13 protein-coding genes are annotated in these 16,087 nt (G+C 35.8%); 7 read left to right on the forward strand and 6 right to left on the reverse strand.

Translation table 11 applies throughout. From position 1 onward, the window contains the following. The first annotated feature begins 5 nt into the window (after positions 1 to 5). From SB028_RS11790 to SB028_RS11805, 4 genes are read left to right on the forward strand one after another with little or no spacing between them, the layout of a single operon-like run. Positions 6 to 671, forward strand: coding sequence for a phage repressor protein CI (locus SB028_RS11790; RefSeq protein ID WP_318859410.1), 666 nt, complete (start codon positions 6 to 8; stop codon positions 669 to 671). A 2-nt stretch (positions 672 to 673) separates the two neighbouring features. Further along, positions 674 to 1,159: a BRCT domain-containing protein gene (locus SB028_RS11795; protein ID WP_318859411.1), complete on the forward strand. Its 486-nt coding sequence runs from the start codon at positions 674 to 676 to the stop codon at positions 1,157 to 1,159. Between the two features lie 14 nt (positions 1,160 to 1,173). Beyond that, positions 1,174 to 2,202: a tyrosine-type recombinase/integrase gene (locus SB028_RS11800; protein ID WP_318859412.1), complete on the forward strand. Its 1,029-nt coding sequence runs from the start codon at positions 1,174 to 1,176 to the stop codon at positions 2,200 to 2,202. Next, on the forward strand, positions 2,195 to 3,022 hold the full coding sequence (locus SB028_RS11805) for a hypothetical protein (RefSeq protein ID WP_318859413.1): 828 nt from the start codon (positions 2,195 to 2,197) through the stop codon (positions 3,020 to 3,022). Before SB028_RS11800 ends, SB028_RS11805 begins: the two co-directional genes overlap by 8 nt. Before the next feature lie 396 nt (positions 3,023 to 3,418). Here SB028_RS11805 and SB028_RS11810 read toward each other — a convergent pair whose 3' ends face one another. Together SB028_RS11810 and SB028_RS11815 are read right to left on the reverse strand one after the other, a co-directional pair. Then, positions 3,419 to 3,682 carry a hypothetical protein gene (locus SB028_RS11810; RefSeq protein ID WP_139151972.1) on the reverse strand — a complete coding sequence of 88 codons (264 nt, stop codon included), beginning with the start codon at positions 3,680 to 3,682 and terminating at the stop codon, positions 3,419 to 3,421. Between the two features lie 169 nt (positions 3,683 to 3,851). Further along, positions 3,852 to 4,298 carry a DUF6386 family protein gene (locus tag SB028_RS11815; protein WP_069367608.1) on the reverse strand — a complete coding sequence of 149 codons (447 nt, stop codon included), beginning with the start codon at positions 4,296 to 4,298 and terminating at the stop codon, positions 3,852 to 3,854. A gap of 184 nt (positions 4,299 to 4,482) precedes the next feature. Here SB028_RS11815 and SB028_RS11820 point away from each other — a divergent pair, with 184 nt between their 5' ends. Together SB028_RS11820 and SB028_RS11825 are read left to right on the forward strand one after the other, a co-directional pair. After that, entirely contained in the window at positions 4,483 to 5,388 is a 906-nt protein-coding gene (locus SB028_RS11820; RefSeq protein ID WP_128860583.1) for a hypothetical protein, read from the forward strand. A 226-nt stretch (positions 5,389 to 5,614) separates the two neighbouring features. Continuing rightward, positions 5,615 to 6,445: a hypothetical protein gene (locus SB028_RS11825; RefSeq protein ID WP_069367610.1), complete on the forward strand. Its 831-nt coding sequence runs from the start codon at positions 5,615 to 5,617 to the stop codon at positions 6,443 to 6,445. Between the two features lie 117 nt (positions 6,446 to 6,562). Here SB028_RS11825 and putP read toward each other — a convergent pair whose 3' ends face one another. Continuing rightward, on the reverse strand, positions 6,563 to 8,047 hold the full coding sequence (gene putP / locus SB028_RS11830; protein WP_069367611.1) for a sodium/proline symporter PutP: 1,485 nt from the start codon (positions 8,045 to 8,047) through the stop codon (positions 6,563 to 6,565). A 469-nt stretch (positions 8,048 to 8,516) separates the two neighbouring features. Here putP and putA point away from each other — a divergent pair, with 469 nt between their 5' ends. Further along, a complete protein-coding gene (gene putA / locus SB028_RS11835) occupies positions 8,517 to 12,485 on the forward strand; it encodes a trifunctional transcriptional regulator/proline dehydrogenase/L-glutamate gamma-semialdehyde dehydrogenase (protein WP_318859415.1) in 3,969 nt (1,322 codons plus the stop codon). Between the two features lie 429 nt (positions 12,486 to 12,914). Here the strand turns inward: putA and fliZ are convergent, their stop codons facing one another. The 3 genes from fliZ to SB028_RS11850 all read right to left on the reverse strand — a co-directional run bounded on the left by fliZ (position 12,915) and on the right by SB028_RS11850 (position 15,786). Continuing rightward, complete coding sequence (gene fliZ, locus SB028_RS11840) at positions 12,915 to 13,445, reverse strand: flagella biosynthesis regulatory protein FliZ (protein WP_069367613.1); 531 nt, start codon at positions 13,443 to 13,445, stop codon at positions 12,915 to 12,917. Between the two features lie 58 nt (positions 13,446 to 13,503). Continuing rightward, positions 13,504 to 14,226: an RNA polymerase sigma factor FliA gene (locus tag SB028_RS11845; protein ID WP_036912728.1), complete on the reverse strand. Its 723-nt coding sequence runs from the start codon at positions 14,224 to 14,226 to the stop codon at positions 13,504 to 13,506. Positions 14,227 to 14,667: 441 nt separating this feature from the next. After that, entirely contained in the window at positions 14,668 to 15,786 is a 1,119-nt protein-coding gene (locus SB028_RS11850) for a FliC/FljB family flagellin (RefSeq protein ID WP_318859418.1), read from the reverse strand. Between the last annotated feature and the right edge of the window lie 301 nt (positions 15,787 to 16,087).

Below are 16,087 nucleotides of genomic sequence, written 5' to 3' on the forward strand. Positions count from 1 at the left end.
TCTTTTTGAAAACTAAAGAGAACAATAATGCTCATTTTGCAAATAGTCAAGGGCATTTGTTTTCATTTTGGGAATTAACTCTTATGGGAACGTTTAAATTTCAGCCAGAAGATGACAATACAGCGGTTTTAGATCGCATAATCGAAGCTTATGGATTTTCTTCAAAAGCAATGTTAGCTATTCATTTTGAGATGGCAGCAAGTAGTTTATCAGGACGTTATAGAAGACCTGGCTTTCCTGCGGATATGGTTGTGAGATGTTTAGCAGAAACAGGCGTTTCTCTTGAATGGTTAGTTACAGGTAAAGGTTCTAAATTCGAAGGACAATCTTCTGATATCTTAAGATTAGATAATTATAAAATTATTGATGGTGAACTTATTCATGCTGATAGTTTACTGATTGATAAAGTAATTTTCTTTGGTAACACCCCACTACCATCCAATCCAATTAGTGTATTCATCAATAAATGCTATTACGTTATAGATAAAAAATTCGATGATATTTTTGATGGTAATTGGTTCATAAAAATTGATGGCAAATATAGCGTGCGAAAATTGACAAGAATGCCAATGAAAAAAGTTCGCATATCTAACCAAGATACCTCATTTGACTGTGAACTGTCTGACATAGAAATTATTGGTCGTGTTGTTGCAGAAATAAAGGTTAGTTGACTATGGCATCTATACTCTATTTTGTTTATTTCAGTGCTAGAGAAATTCTATCAGTACAAGCTATTACTAATGTTTCTCAAAATGAGGATTACTTACAAGGGATTAGTGTTCTCTATGATGATAAAGGTTCACTAAAAACATTTAGAAAAGATAGAGTCGTTGAATATTTAGACTCTCTTGAAGAAGCTAAAGAATTTCTACTTGGCTGTTCTCTAAGTGATTTTACAGTAAGAAAACCTAAGCCAGAAACATTTGATATTCACTTCACAGGTTTCAAAAAGGCTGATAAGGAAGAATTAGAACGTATCGCAACTGAAGCAAATATGGAAGTTAGAAAGTCTGTCACAAAGAATTTGAATCTTCTCTGTTATGGCTATAACGCAAGTCAGATGAAAATGGATAAAGCCCGTTCTATGGGGATTATCATTCTTAATGAATTCCAATTTAGAAGTTTCTTAGAAACAGGTGACTTTACTGATAGCAAATAAGATTAATATATAAAATGACTGTTAGAAAATTACCATCTGGCGAATGGATTGCTGACTTTTATCCAGAAAATAGAGAAAACGGCAAAAAAGGTAAACGGGTACGTAAAAAATTTGCCACTAAAGGTGAAGCCCTTAACTATGAACGTTATGAGATGGATAAGGTTGAGGGAAAACCATGGATAGAAGAGAAAAAAGAAGATAAGCGTCGCATGACCGAGTTAATTAATGCTTGGTATAGTTCGCATGGTGTGATGTTAAAAGACGGCAAAAATAGACTCGATGTTATGCTATGGGCTTGTGAAAAATTAGGTAACCCACTTGCTACTGAGTTTACAGCCCAATTGTTTTCTAGATATCGGGAACAACGTTTATCTGGAAAATTATTCAGAACAGAGAGGGTGAAAAAAGTCTCACCTCGCACAGTAAATCTTGAGCTATCTTATTTTCGTGCTGTATTTAATGAATTAGAAAGATTAGGCGAATGGCAAACAGAAAACCCTATTAAACATGTCCGCCCTTTCCGCACTGATGAATCCGAAATGGCATTTCTTTCACAGCAACAAATAGAATCGCTATTAAAGTCATGTCGCCAGAGTATGGCTAAAGATTTGGAATTAATTGTGAAAATTGCACTATCAACAGGTGCAAGATGGTCTGAGGCTGAAAGTTTAACAGGACGACAAATTACACCTTACAAAATTACGTTTACTAAAACAAAAGGTAAGCGCAATAGAACAGTACCTATAAGTAAAGCTTTGTACGATGAAATCCCTAAAAAGCGTGGTGCTTTATTTACCCCTTGTTATTCTGCTTTCAGAATGGCAATGAAAAGAACAGGTATAGAATTACCTCACCGCCAATCATCACACGTATTAAGACATACATTTGCATCACATTTTATGATGAACGGTGGCAATATTCTTGTGTTACAAAGAATTCTCGGTCATACGGATATCAAAATGACTATGAGATATTCTCATTTCTCTCCAGAGCATTTAGAAGATGCTGTTAAATTTAATCCTTTGAGTAAACATTATGAATGATGAATTACATACAAAGTTCCTAGATTTTCTTTATAAAAATATTAATTCGATTTTATTTTGGGTAATCATGTTTTTTATTTTACCTATAATCTTTTTTATAATCACATATGGATTTTTTTCGAATAATATTGATAAACTTGGCGCATTTGGTTCATATATAGGAGGAGTATCTACTTTTTTTATATCCGTGCTAACACTATTTACTTTAATTATGTTATATATAACATATATAAAAACCATAAACTTCAATAAAAATCAATTAAAAATCGCACAGTATGAACTAGAAATCAATAACTTCACCTATATTACAAATATAATAAAAGCCAATTTTGAAAATATAATAAAAGACGATATTAAAAATCATGAAAAAAGCACAGCCTACTTACCCGATGAATTAAAAAAAATATATACTTTTGAAGAAACAAGAGTAGATTTCCTTTCTAATTATTTTATTGGTCTATTAAATGACCCTAACGGTTATATTATGAAAGAAGATTTATCACCTGAATTAATTAATTTCTTAAATAAGAGACTAGCTGATAAATCGCCTAAAATAGACATTCGCTTATATGCGAAAGAATATGTCAAATATATGGAAACCAAATATCTTAACTCTATATACCCATTAATAAAATCATTATGTGTTAAAATAAATAATAGTACTGATAAGGAACAAAAAGAATTATTAAATGATATATTGATTGCATCAATAGATAGCCAGATTTTATTTTGGAGTTTAGCTCTGATTAATGACTCTTGTTTTGATAAATTTATGGTAATTCCAAGTTATATTATTGAAAAAGTTAACTTTGATGTCTAAAACAAAAAAGTGTCGCAAAAGTGTCGCACAAGAAAATGAACATTGAGTATTATTTATCTTTATTGTTATTTAACTTATTGTTTTTATTCGTAACCTATTGTTTTATATATTGCATTTAAACGACTCTTAATCAATTGGTCGGGAGTTCGAGCCTCCCACGACCCACCAAATTTACGCTGAGAAATCAGACATTTATGCCACTTAGAGATAAGTGGCTTTTTTGTATCTGGAAGAAAATGGCGACAAAATGGCGCCTTTATCTTAAACTAATAACTCAGCACAATACGGTAATTAAAAAAATAGAATTTGCTTATATTTTATTCGATTTTTATCATTTATAGAATCAACAAAAACAAACAATTAATCTAATTTAATTACATAACTCGATACAAACCACTATAAAATCAACTTTATCTCTTTCTTATCTTTAAACTCCCCACCAAAATCATCAATCAAAACGTAACTAACGGTATTTATTTTACTATCCGCTAAGTTGATTTTCTGTTTGGAAAATGGCGCTATCATAGGAATAAGAATATTAGGATTATTTTCGCCATATGCTGATTTAATGGTGACATAAAAAGGCGTCGGATTTTCAATTGTTAACTGTTTATCTGATTTCGTAAAAATAAGAGAGCCACTGACATCGGAAATTGCCATGATTAAATCATCAGGACGATAAAATACACTCGTCACATCATAATTAATATAACCCTAAGTTATTTTCTTTATATTTACTAACTTATTAATAAAAAATAAAAATGATACTTTAAATAATGGGTTTTATTCACTCGCTACTATACTTTTATAGTATCATTAATATATTCCTTTAATCTAAGCGCAAAACATTCTCAAATTTATTTTTTTTCGCTTTACTGAGAATGAAAGAAATATAAAGCATATTATTTATCTTCTTTAATGAAACTTCATAATCACCTGCTGGGAGTAAAATAATTTCTCCTGCACGATATTGTGGATCATCTGGCTCTAAATCACCGCCAGTTGTATCCTCTCCTGCACCAATAAAAATGTCACCTGATGGACAGATTATGTTTATTTTTACATCTGGATCGTCAATTTTATCGCATAAATTAATTGTGTAAAAACCATCATGACCTAAACCAATAAATGCAATATTGCCTTTGTTCATTTCATCTAACTCATCATGCGGAATGCTCCACCAATCTGCTGTATCTGACTTTCGATGTTTGATCGCTTGTAAATCAAAAATAGCAAGCGTTGCTGTATCAGTCATAAAAGAAAAGGTGTTTGACATCTAAATGCTCCAAAAATAGTTCTGATCGTCCCAAAATATTATCCTCCCTTTATATATTGGCTAATTATATGGGATTTTATCTATATTATTTATCAAGCCAATTATCTATACTGAACTCATACTCTAAATAAATCTAGATGTGGCAAGGCGACAAAAGCAAATTACTCGACTCATACAAAAGTATATGACTAGCATTGAGTCAGTACGCCCACAACACAACAACTTGAAGTATGACAATATCATGGATGGTCTTATGAAATTACCACTACTCTTTATCACCCTTTCCTTTTGTGCAGTTTCCTCATTGCCTGCCGTCGCGGCTTCAACCCAATGTACAGAAACTGAGAAACAAGCCAATATTGCCAATAGCGATATTATGTTGCTCATCTCTTATAACGGTCCTGTTAAATCAGTCACGATGACAAGCACGATACCCCATGACGGACGTTTTAAAGCATTAAAAGGCGAAATTCACTTTGATGAATGCGGAAAGTTATTGAAAGATAGCACATCAATGCAAGAGTACGTTGAAGGTAATGTAGAAACTCATTTAATAAGAACATTGCCTAATAACCCTTCTGTTATCCGATATCAATTCCAAATAAAAAATGCCTATGGTGCACACTCCATTTACATGCAAGAAACTTATCATAAAAATGGACAGAACCAGTTCAACAAAAGAGTCATTGAATATTACGCCAATGATGGCACTTTACTGGATACCATCACCAGCCAATTCGACTATCAAGATGGTCGCATTGTTAAAGAAACAAGCAAATCCTCTGATCCGACAACTGAGGCTATCACGACAGAGTACCAATATAATCCTCAAGGAAAACTACAAACCGTAATAGAAGACGGAAAAATAAACGTAGAATATCAGTATGATCGAGAAGGAAAAGTTATTACTCAATCAAACTACGTCAAAGGCATAAATGGAGAAGATAAATCTTTTATCACTACTTGCCTTGAATGGGACAAATTTGCTAATTGTTCAAAAGAAGAACTTGAAAGTACAATTAAATTTAATGATGAAGTCATTAATTTCAGTAAAGCCACGCTTCATAATGAGTTTATTTACTACGAATAATATTTAGATTATATTTTTGTATCTAATTTAAGTTAAAAATATAAAAATCAGACTATCAAAAATAGACTGATTTTTATATTCATTACATGTTTTCTTATCTATGAATAGATACTTCCTTGTGATGCTTTCATTAAAAAAATTTTTGTGTAAAACTACTTAAATCAATTAATGATGAATATGCTTTATAACGTATTCTTTTTTAATAAAATTTAAGATGACTCATTATATGAAATTACCTCTTTTTTTTATTTCTTCTCTCTATATACTTTTTATTTCACTCCCAGCATTTGCGGCATCAACATCTTGTCAAGATCAACAAAAACAGGTGAACCAGTCTAATAATATGCCCACTATGTTAGAATTTTATTATGGGCCGATAAAATCAATCACCATTACTAGCTCATTACCTGAAAAAGGTCGATTTAAAGCCTATAAAGGTGAAATTCAATTTGATGAATGCGGCTCTCTCACTAAATTTGATTCTTCGACACAAGAATATATTCATGAGCGAATCGAAACAAATCTTGTAAGAATGTCAACACCTTATAATATCAAATATAAATATCAGCTGAAGAGTTTACACAAAGTCTATACTCTCTATCTTGATGAACTGTATGGTAAAAATAATCAAAACCAACTAATAAATAAAACTGCTCATTTCTATGATGGAGATGGATCACTTATAGGTACTGATTTATCAGAAATTTTCTATGATGGCAGTAAGATTGCATCTGAAACCATTATTGAATCTAGTGCTGAAAATCAGGGAAGTACCATTTATTATTCTTATGATAATGAAGGCCGCCTGTTAAAAGCAATTGATAATGATGAAGTTATGTTAGAATTTAATTATGGCGAAGACGGTAAAATCTTACATAAAATACAAATATTTACGAGTATGTATGATGATATAAGAGAATATGACGGTACTTGCCAAGAATGGGATAAATATAATAATTGCTTAACATGGAATATGGTAAGTGAAGTTAGACAAAATGGCACAATAATCGATACCAGCACTGCAATTGTATATAATAAATTTGAATATTATGAATAAGTTATGAGTGTTAAAAATTTAAATTATATTCCCTTTTAAATTGATGGTGAGTTTATATAACAAAGACCACTTTATTAAATAAAGTGGTCTTTTATTTATCTCATTTTCTCTATTTTATTATGTATTACGATATTGAGTTTCAGCTTCATCAAAACGTTGTTGGTTCTCTTTACTTGGCTCTTTCCCCATTAAACTAATGGCAACGATAGCAATAGAGGCAAAGATAAAACCAGGAATAATTTCATATAACCCAAACCATTTATATTGCATCCACACTAACACGGTTAAAGCACCAATCAACATTCCAGCAAATGCACCATTACGAGTCATACGTTTCCACATGACAGAAATGAGGATCACTGGACCAAAAGCAGCACCAAAACCTGCCCACGCGTTACTCACTAAATCAAGCACCTTATTATTTGGATCACGCGCTAAGAAGATGGCAATAATCGCAACCAGTAATACCATGCCACGTCCTACCCAAACTAGCTCTTTTTGGCTTGCACTTTTACGAATAAATGGTTTGTATAAATCTTCAGTTAACGCACTTGCACAAACTAATAATTGACAGCTTAATGTGCTCATTACCGCAGCTAGAATGGCAGATAGCAGAATACCTGCAATCCATGGATTAAAGAGCAGTGAAGCCAGCTCCATAAAAATACGTTCATTTTTAGCTGTTACAGCACCCGCTTGTGCTGGATTCATTTCAAAGTAAGCAATACCAAAAAATCCAACCGCAACAGTGCCACCTAAACAAAGGATCATCCACGTCATACCAATACGACGTGCTTTACGAATGGTTTGATTAGAATCAGCAGCCATAAAACGTGCAAGGATATGAGGTTGCCCAAAATAGCCCAATCCCCATGCTAATAATGAAACAATTGCGATAAAATCAAGCCCTTTAAACATATCCAAATAAGATTGATCTTTTGCTTTAATAATAGCAATAGAAGTATCAATGCCACCCACTGAGAATATAACAATAATAGGTGTCAGGATCAGAGCAAAAATCATTAACGTCGCTTGAACGGTATCTGTCCAACTTACAGCAAGAAACCCCCCTAAAAAGGTATATGCGATAGTTGCAAGTGCACCATAAATCATCGCTTCGTGATAAGGAATATGGAACGTAGATTCAAATAGCATTCCACCAGCAACCACACCTGATGCACAATAAATAGTAAAGAAGGTAAGAATAACTAATGCTGAAATGATACGCAGTATTTTACTTTTATCATCAAAACGTGATGTCAAATAATCGGGTAATGTTAGTGCATTATTGTTTTTTTCAGTTTGTAAACGTAAACGTCCTGCAACTAAACGCCAGTTTAACCACGCACCTAAGCAGAGTCCAATAGCAATCCAACTCTCTGAAATACCAGCAAAAAACACCACGCCTGGCAATCCCATTAATAACCAACCACTCATATCTGAAGCACCCGCTGACAACGCAGTAACTACACTGCCCAGTCGCCGACCACCAAGAATATAATCATCAAAGTTTTTTGTTGAACGATAAGCAAGGTAGCCGATAAAAAGCATACCCAAGATATAGATCGTAAATGTAATTAGCATTGGCGAAGTTAGAGCCATAATTGCAGTTCTCCATAAATCTGTTTCCGATCATCGGTATGCTTTTGACTTGTACAGGAACGTTGCACTTCGTTGCGCATTAATGATCTTTTCAGTTTTTAATTAAAATAATTTCTTACAGCAACAGATAAAGCATTCACATCAATCCTAGAATAGGTTAACTGCATTTAACAAGAAATTAACGTTTAAATGTTTAAATTTTGTATATGACTTCACACTATTTGTCTTAATTCGAGAGTGTATTATAAATGTAAGTATTAATAATATAAACACAATTTATTGATTTATATACAAATATATTGTGTGAATAAATTAATTCTTTTTTAATCATCCATAAAACCTGACTACTTTCACATTATTTATAAATAAATTGTTAACAATGTTGCACAAAGTTGCAACATGAATGATATTAATAAAAATAACGGGTAACTGTACTTGTGAATGAGAAATAGAATATGAGGAGCACTGCATGAGTAGCACGACAATGGGTGTTAGACTTGATGAAGAAACCCGCAATAGATTAAAAGAAGCCGCACAGAAATTAGACAGAACATCGCATTGGTTAATTAAACAGGCTATTTTCAATTATCTAGAACAAATTGAAAATGATCAGGTTAATCTTGGTCACTCAACAGTTGCAGAGCAAGATATTGATGAAAGCACAGAAACGCTAACTGCCTATTATCAGCCTTTCTTGGAATTTGCTGAGCATATTCATCCTCAGTCTGTTTTACGCTCCGCAATTACTTCTGCATATCGTACACCTGAGACACAAGCTGTACCTATGCTCTTACAACAAGCGACCTTACCTGAAAATGAGGCCCAAGCAACACATAAACTGGCCTATTCCATTGCTGAAAAATTACGCCAACAAAAAAATGGGATTGGACGTTCTGGACTGGTTCAAGGTCTATTACAGGAATTCTCACTTTCTTCACAAGAAGGTGTTGCTCTTATGTGTTTAGCAGAAGCTTTATTGCGTATTCCAGATAAAGCCACGCGTGATGCACTTATCCGCGATAAAATCAGTCATGGAAACTGGCGTTCACACTTAGGACAAAGTCAATCGATGTTTGTGAATGCGGCGACATGGGGCTTATTATTCACAGGCAAATTAGTTTCTACACATAATGAAGAAAAGTTATCTAACTCTTTAAATCGCATTCTCACCAAAAGTGGCGAACCATTAGTTCGTAAAGGTGTTGATATGGCGATGCGTTTAATGGGGGAGCAGTTTGTCACGGGTGAGACTATTTCTCAAGCTCTCGCGAATGCACGCAAACTTGAAGAAAAAGGCTTTAGCTACTCTTATGACATGTTAGGGGAAGCGGCATTAACCGAAAAAGATGCACAAGATTATTTAGTTTCTTATCAACAAGCCATTCATGCCATTGGTAAAGCCTCGAATGGTCGTGGTATTTATGAAGGTCCAGGCATATCTATTAAGCTTTCAGCATTACATCCTCGTTATAGCCGAGCTCAATATGAGCGAGTGATGTCAGAGCTTTACCCTCGTCTACTCTCATTAACATTACAAGCAAAACAATACGATATTGGCATTAATATTGATGCAGAAGAAGCCGATAGACTTGAGATTTCACTCGATTTACTTGAAAAACTCTGTTTTGAACCTGAATTAGCAGGCTGGAATGGTATTGGCTTTGTGATCCAAGCTTACCAAAAGCGTTGTCCATTAGTCATTGATTATGTCATTGATTTAGCACGCCGTAGCCGTCGTCGCTTAATGATCCGTTTAGTGAAAGGTGCCTACTGGGATAGCGAAGTAAAACGCGCTCAAATTGATGGCCTTGAAGACTATCCTGTCTATACTCGTAAAGTGTATACTGATGTCTCTTATCTGGCATGTGCAAAAAAACTACTCGCATCACCTCATTTTATTTATCCACAATTTGCCACGCATAATGCACACACACTGTCAGCAATTTATCATTTAGCAGGTCAAAACTATTACCCTGGACAATATGAGTTCCAGTGTTTACACGGTATGGGTGAACCACTTTATGCTCAAGTCGTGGGTAAAATAGCAGACGGAAAATTAGGTCGCCCTTGTCGTATTTATGCACCAGTAGGGACTCATGAAACATTACTTGCCTATTTAGTCCGTCGCTTACTTGAAAATGGGGCTAACACATCATTTGTCAATAGAATTGCTGATACCACTATTTCTCTTGATGAATTGGTGGCAGATCCCGTCAAAGAAGTGAACAGAATGGCGCAAGCCGAAGGCCAAGTTGGGCTTTCTCACCCTAAAATTCCGCTTCCTAATAAACTGTATGGTGATGAACGTAAAAACTCGCCAGGCATTGATATGTCAAACGAACATCGCTTGGCATCACTTTCTAGTGCTTTATTAACATCAGCAACTGAAAATAGACATTGCGAACCTTTATTAGGTGATACGTTTAATTCTTCAGAAAAAATGCCAGAACCCCAATCTGTATTAAACCCTGCCAATCATGCAGATGTTGTCGGTACAGTAAGAGAAGCGACAAAAGCCGAAGCCGATTTTGCCTTAACCCTTGCTCAAGAAAAAGGCGAAATCTGGTTTGCAACCCCACCAGCGCAAAGAGCTTCATTTTTGATCCGTGCTGCGGAATTAATGGAACAGCAAATGGGATCGCTTATGGGAATATTAGTGCGTGAAGCGGGTAAAACCTATAACAACGCGATCGCTGAAGTTCGTGAAGCCATTGATTTTCTCTATTATTATGCAGCCCAAGTAGCTCAAGATTTTGATAACAATACACATCGACCTTTAGGCGTTGTGGTTTGTATCAGCCCTTGGAACTTCCCATTAGCGATATTCAGCGGACAAATTGCTGCGGCTTTAGCTGCGGGTAACACGGTGCTTGCAAAACCTGCAGAGCAGACACCTTTAATTGCATCAAAAGCGGTTGAACTTTTCCATCAAGCTGGTATCCCTTCTTTTGCTTTACAACTGCTACCAGGGCAAGGTGAAACCATTGGTGCACGTTTAGTGGCTGATGAACGTGTTCGTGGTGTGATGTTTACAGGTTCAACAGATGTTGCTCATATTTTACAAAAGACCTTAGCAGGTCGTTTAGATAACGAAGGTCATCCAGTGCCTTTAGTGGCAGAAACGGGTGGCTTAAATGCCATGATTGTTGATTCATCTGCATTAACAGAACAAGTGGTGACTGATGTTATGGCCTCCGCTTACGATAGTGCGGGTCAGCGCTGCTCGGCTTTACGCCTGTTATGTATTCAAGAAGAAGTGGCTGATCATACTATCGAGATGCTTAAAGGTGCGATGGCACAAGCCACAATGGGTGATCCAAGTTTGCTATCCACAGATATTGGCCCTGTTATTGATAAAGAAGCAAAATCAGGCATAGAAAAGCATATCCAATCTATGCGCACAACAGGCTTCGATATTTATCAAGCATCACACAATGAGCTATCAAAACATGTTGAAAATAACAGCACCTTCATTCAACCGACGTTAATTGAGTTAGATAAAGTTAGTTCATTGAAGAAAGAAATCTTTGGTCCTGTGTTACATGTTGTACGTTATGCAAGCCAAGATTTACCTGCTCTACTAGATGAGATTAATGCCACAGGATATGGGTTAACAATGGGCGTTCATACACGTATCGATGAAACGATTGCTTATGTTGCCTCAAATGCCAAAGTGGGAAATTTATACGTAAACCGCAATATGGTTGGTGCTGTTGTGGGCGTTCAACCTTTTGGTGGTGAAGGATTATCCGGTACAGGTCCCAAAGCAGGTGGCCCAGTTTATCTGTATCGCTTATTATCTAAACGCCCTGACAATGCCGCAACACAAACACTCGCCCGCCAAGATGAGACACTTCCTCTAGATACGTCTCTTCGTAATACGTTATTACAGACTTATCATAAGTATATGGAATGGCTATCAAGTAAAGCGGATAAATCACATTATGAAGCTTTAGAGAAATATGCCCTTGCATCCCAAGCTGGAACATTACGTGTATTACCGGGTCCTACGGGTGAACGTAATACGTATCAATTAGTCCCTTGTGGTGATGTACTGTGTATTTCTGATAACGAACAGGATGCATTCACTCAAATTGCCGCGGTTCTCGCTTCTGGTTGTCATGCTGTTGTCGTTAATAGCCAGTTCTCACAAAAAACATATCGTGAGTTACCAGATATTGTCAGAAAAGCCATTACACTGACAGAAAAATGGAATGATGATTCACTGAAAATCAATGCGGTCATTTACCATGGTGATGGTGATCAATTACGTGAAACTTGCCAGAAAATTGCTCAACGTAAAGGGGCTATTATTTCTGTTCAAGGATTTTCTCGCGGTGAGACAAGTCTGTTGTTAGAGCGTTTGTTACATGAAAGAGCATTAAGCATTAATACAGCCGCCGCAGGAGGTAATGCGAGCTTGATGACGATTAGTTAATTCCCCTCCTCTCTTTCTCTCCTTGTCTTTGAGACCACCTTTAAAGTTTGTTTTCTTAAAGGTGGTTTTTTCTTTTGTTACTCTATTATTTCTAAAGATATCGTCGAAAGTGTTATTTTTTGAATGCTGTGATGACTCTCACTTTTTTTATATTAATTATTCGCGGTGAATTCGTTTAGTAAATATACTTACACATAAGTCAACCTAGAAGTTGATTTAATTATATCTTTATGAATACCTGAAACTTGCGCCCCACTGTGGGCGCTTTTTTATCTATCTTTGATCAGTGTGAGTGTTCTTCTTAAAGAATAAATAAAGCGCTTTTTTAAGATAAGAGGAAAAGTATCAAGGCAGGTAACGGGTGATTATAAACGACAAAGAAAAAGGAGTAGGCTAGGCTACTCCTTTTAAGGTCTCTCTTGAGCGCAATTAGTGATTGCTATTCATCGATGATGGCTCTTGGCACCAATCGAGATATTGCTCGTACTTACGTAGTGCAATATTGTAGTTACTAAATGCAGAGGGAGTGAGCTTTTTACTCAAGTCTGACTGAATTTTCTCTGTCGTAAACTCTTGACGTGGAAAATTAGTTGAAGTCAGTAATTCATCGAGCCGACGTAAACGAACCACATACTCACGAACAGTACTGTGGCTCATCTCCGTTTGTTCAAACAAATACTGCTTAAAAGACATAATGTCAAAGTAGTCAGTTTCACTATTACAGTAAATCTCACTACAAAAACGACACAGCGCAGAAAACTTCTCTTGTAACGTTTCCCACGTTTCATCATCAATTAAATCTGTCATTTCAGAAATGGCTTCTTTATTGATAACTTGGCGATTGAATACAAGAGAGATCCGATCAAGCGCCTTGTGGCAATGTAGACAATGAGTCTGGCTGTGTTTATAGTCTTTAATGTAACGGCTTAGCGGCCGTTTCTTTTGTGTTGAAACAGACATAAGAGATAAAGCCCTGTGTTGTAGTCTTAATAAACAAAAACAAAAATAAGCAAAACTTCTATTTCTCTGGGTTTAAGCGTGCTCGCAGCCTTTTTATGGCTTGGCTGTGTAGCTGGCTCACGCGGGATTCCCCGACATTAAGCACTGCGCCTATTTCTTTCAAATTAAGTTCTTCCTGATAATACAGAGTAAGAACCATTTTTTCCCTTTCGGGAAGCAATTCTATCGCGTCTATGACTCTTTGGCGAATATCACTTTCTAATAACATCTGTAATGGGTTGTCATCATGATCTTCGTCTTGAGACGGTTCACAGCTTTCACCGTAAATTTCATGCCATTCGTCATAAGAGAACAATTGGCTGTTATTCGTATCCAATAGGATCTGCCGGTATTCTGCTAACTCAATCTGCAAATGATCAGCAACTTCCTGTTCTAATGGTGGTCGTCCTAGATCCTGCTCGAGTTGATGAATAGAATGAGTCACTTCTCTTGCATTGCGACGCACACTGCGGGGCGCCCAATCTCGACTGCGTAGCTCATCCAGCATCGAGCCACGGATACGTTGAACAGCATAAGTGGTAAAGGCAGCGCCTTGCATTGAGTCATAACGCTCCACGGCGTTTAATAACCCAATTCCACCCGCTTGCAAAAGATCATCCAATTCAACACTCGCAGGTAACTTGACCTGTAATCGTAATGCTTCATGGCGAACCAACGGGACATATCGCTCCCAGAGGCTATTTTTGTCCATCACGCCTTCGGCGGTATACAAATCACTCACAACAAAAGACACCTTTGGATAAAAGACCGGAAACCATTATCTGGCGAAATAGATTTAGCAATCGGCTGAACAGTGAAGCAAAAGCACCTCTTTTTCACCTATGCCAAATTTTCAGTAAAAATCGGGTTTTCATTGATAATTAATTTGTCATTGCATTACGAGAACTACTTTACCTTAAATGATCGGCGACTAATCCTTAGAAAAACCGTTAATTAAATTGATAATTTAGCTCATTAAAAGAAATCGATGAATTGAATATGCATTCTGTTCATAAAAAAATAACATATAAATCATAGTATTTTATTTTGTGAGATTTTAGCTTCTTGGCAACAAGTTAAAATACTCATAAATGATTAATTAAGAAAACGATTGTTTTGATGATAAAACACCCACTGCAAAAAATTGCAGTGGGTGTTATTTGAGGATTATTTAAGATTAAATTTAACGTAACAGTGATAATACGTTTTGTGGCATTTGATTAGCTTGTGCCAATACTGAAGTACCCGCTTGTTGTAAAATTTGGTTTTTACTCATATTGGAAACTTCAGTTGCATAGTCTGCATCTAAAATACGGCTACGTGAAGCAGTCAAATTATTAACAGTATTACCTAAATTGGTAATGGTTGAATCTAAACGGTTTTGCACCGCACCCATTGCACTGCGTAAGCTATCAACTTGAGCCAGTGCGTCATCCAATGCTTTCAATGGTTTTTCAGCGAGCATATCTAAACCCGCTACCGCTGTTGTTGTAACATCAATCTTTGCTTTAGCACCTGCTGCACCTGCGGTTACCGATGCATCGAAGTAACCTTCAACGCCTTTTGCATCCACAGTTTGTACGATAAGTTTTGATTTATCGTCTTTACCATCGGCACCTTTTGCATAATAAATATCATAGCTTTTAATTGTGCCATTTGTAATTTTGTCATCTAGCGCTTTAGTATCAAACTGTTGCATTTCTTTTGTTGTATTAGGAGCTGTACCAATGGTTACTTCAACTTCAGTGGCTTTAGAACCAACTTGGCTTTTTGCTGATAAATCCAATTTATCAATACCCAGTGTAGTCGCATCCGTTTTTTTCAAATCAACACTGATTTGCTCTTTATCATGCGCGCCAATTTGTAAATTTAATGTACTATCTTCACTTAACACTTTGACGCCATTAAATTGTGTTTGTTCTGATATACGATTAATTTCAGCAGTACGTTGGTTCACTTCTTCTTGGATAGATTTAATATCAGAATCTGAATTAGAACCATTTTTAGCTTGTACGGTTAATTCACGAATACGTTGCAGGTTATTATTAATTTCATTTAATGCCCCTTCTGTCGTTTGGGTAATAGAAATACCATCGTTCGCATTACGTGAAGCTTGAGTCAACCCATTAATATTAGAAGTAAAACGGTTCGCGATAGCTTGACCTGCGGCGTCATCCTTGGCGCTATTAATACGTAAACCCGAAGAAAGACGTTGAATTGCTGTATTTAAGGCGCTTTGTGAGCGATTTAAATTCTTTTGAGCAACCAGTGATGTTGGGTTAGTCATAATTACTTGTGGCATACAATATTCCTTCGACTTGATTTTAAAATACTTTTAAATGAATAGGTTAGTTATTACGTCACTGTAATAACGTTACCTATACACTATCGTCACCAGTATCGAGGGGTTTACGATTTTTGACGTCGCTAAAATTGCAAAAAGAGCCAGTCGGTTAATTTTTAAGGAATAATTGATTGCAGAAAAAAGTAAAAGAGGTTGAGAGAAAAAATAAAACTAAAAAAGATGAGTTTAAATATAAAACACAAAAAACAAAAAAAGGCTCTCTTACGAGAACCTTTTGAATATCGAAAAGTATCTTTTG

The organism is Proteus vulgaris (assembly GCF_033708015.1).
Classification (GTDB): domain Bacteria; phylum Pseudomonadota; class Gammaproteobacteria; order Enterobacterales; family Enterobacteriaceae; genus Proteus.

What these genes read in the sequence shown, in the direction of transcription:
- fliZ (WP_069367613.1), bottom strand. Translation starts at nt 13,445, where the DNA reads ATGTCTGTTTCAACACAAAAGAAACGGCCGCTAAGCCGTTACATTAAA.
- SB028_RS11820 (WP_128860583.1), top strand. Translation starts at nt 4,483, where the DNA reads ATGACTAGCATTGAGTCAGTACGCCCACAACACAACAACTTGAAGTAT.
- SB028_RS11850 (WP_318859418.1), bottom strand. Translation starts at nt 15,786, where the DNA reads ATGCCACAAGTAATTATGACTAACCCAACATCACTGGTTGCTCAAAAG.
- SB028_RS11815 (WP_069367608.1), bottom strand. Translation starts at nt 4,298, where the DNA reads ATGTCAAACACCTTTTCTTTTATGACTGATACAGCAACGCTTGCTATT.
- SB028_RS11795 (WP_318859411.1), top strand. Translation starts at nt 674, where the DNA reads ATGGCATCTATACTCTATTTTGTTTATTTCAGTGCTAGAGAAATTCTA.
- SB028_RS11800 (WP_318859412.1), top strand. Translation starts at nt 1,174, where the DNA reads ATGACTGTTAGAAAATTACCATCTGGCGAATGGATTGCTGACTTTTAT.
- SB028_RS11825 (WP_069367610.1), top strand. Translation starts at nt 5,615, where the DNA reads ATGAAATTACCTCTTTTTTTTATTTCTTCTCTCTATATACTTTTTATT.
- putA (WP_318859415.1), top strand. Translation starts at nt 8,517, where the DNA reads ATGAGTAGCACGACAATGGGTGTTAGACTTGATGAAGAAACCCGCAAT.
- putP (WP_069367611.1), bottom strand. Translation starts at nt 8,047, where the DNA reads ATGGCTCTAACTTCGCCAATGCTAATTACATTTACGATCTATATCTTG.
- SB028_RS11805 (WP_318859413.1), top strand. Translation starts at nt 2,195, where the DNA reads ATGAATGATGAATTACATACAAAGTTCCTAGATTTTCTTTATAAAAAT.
- SB028_RS11810 (WP_139151972.1), bottom strand. Translation starts at nt 3,682, where the DNA reads ATGGCAATTTCCGATGTCAGTGGCTCTCTTATTTTTACGAAATCAGAT.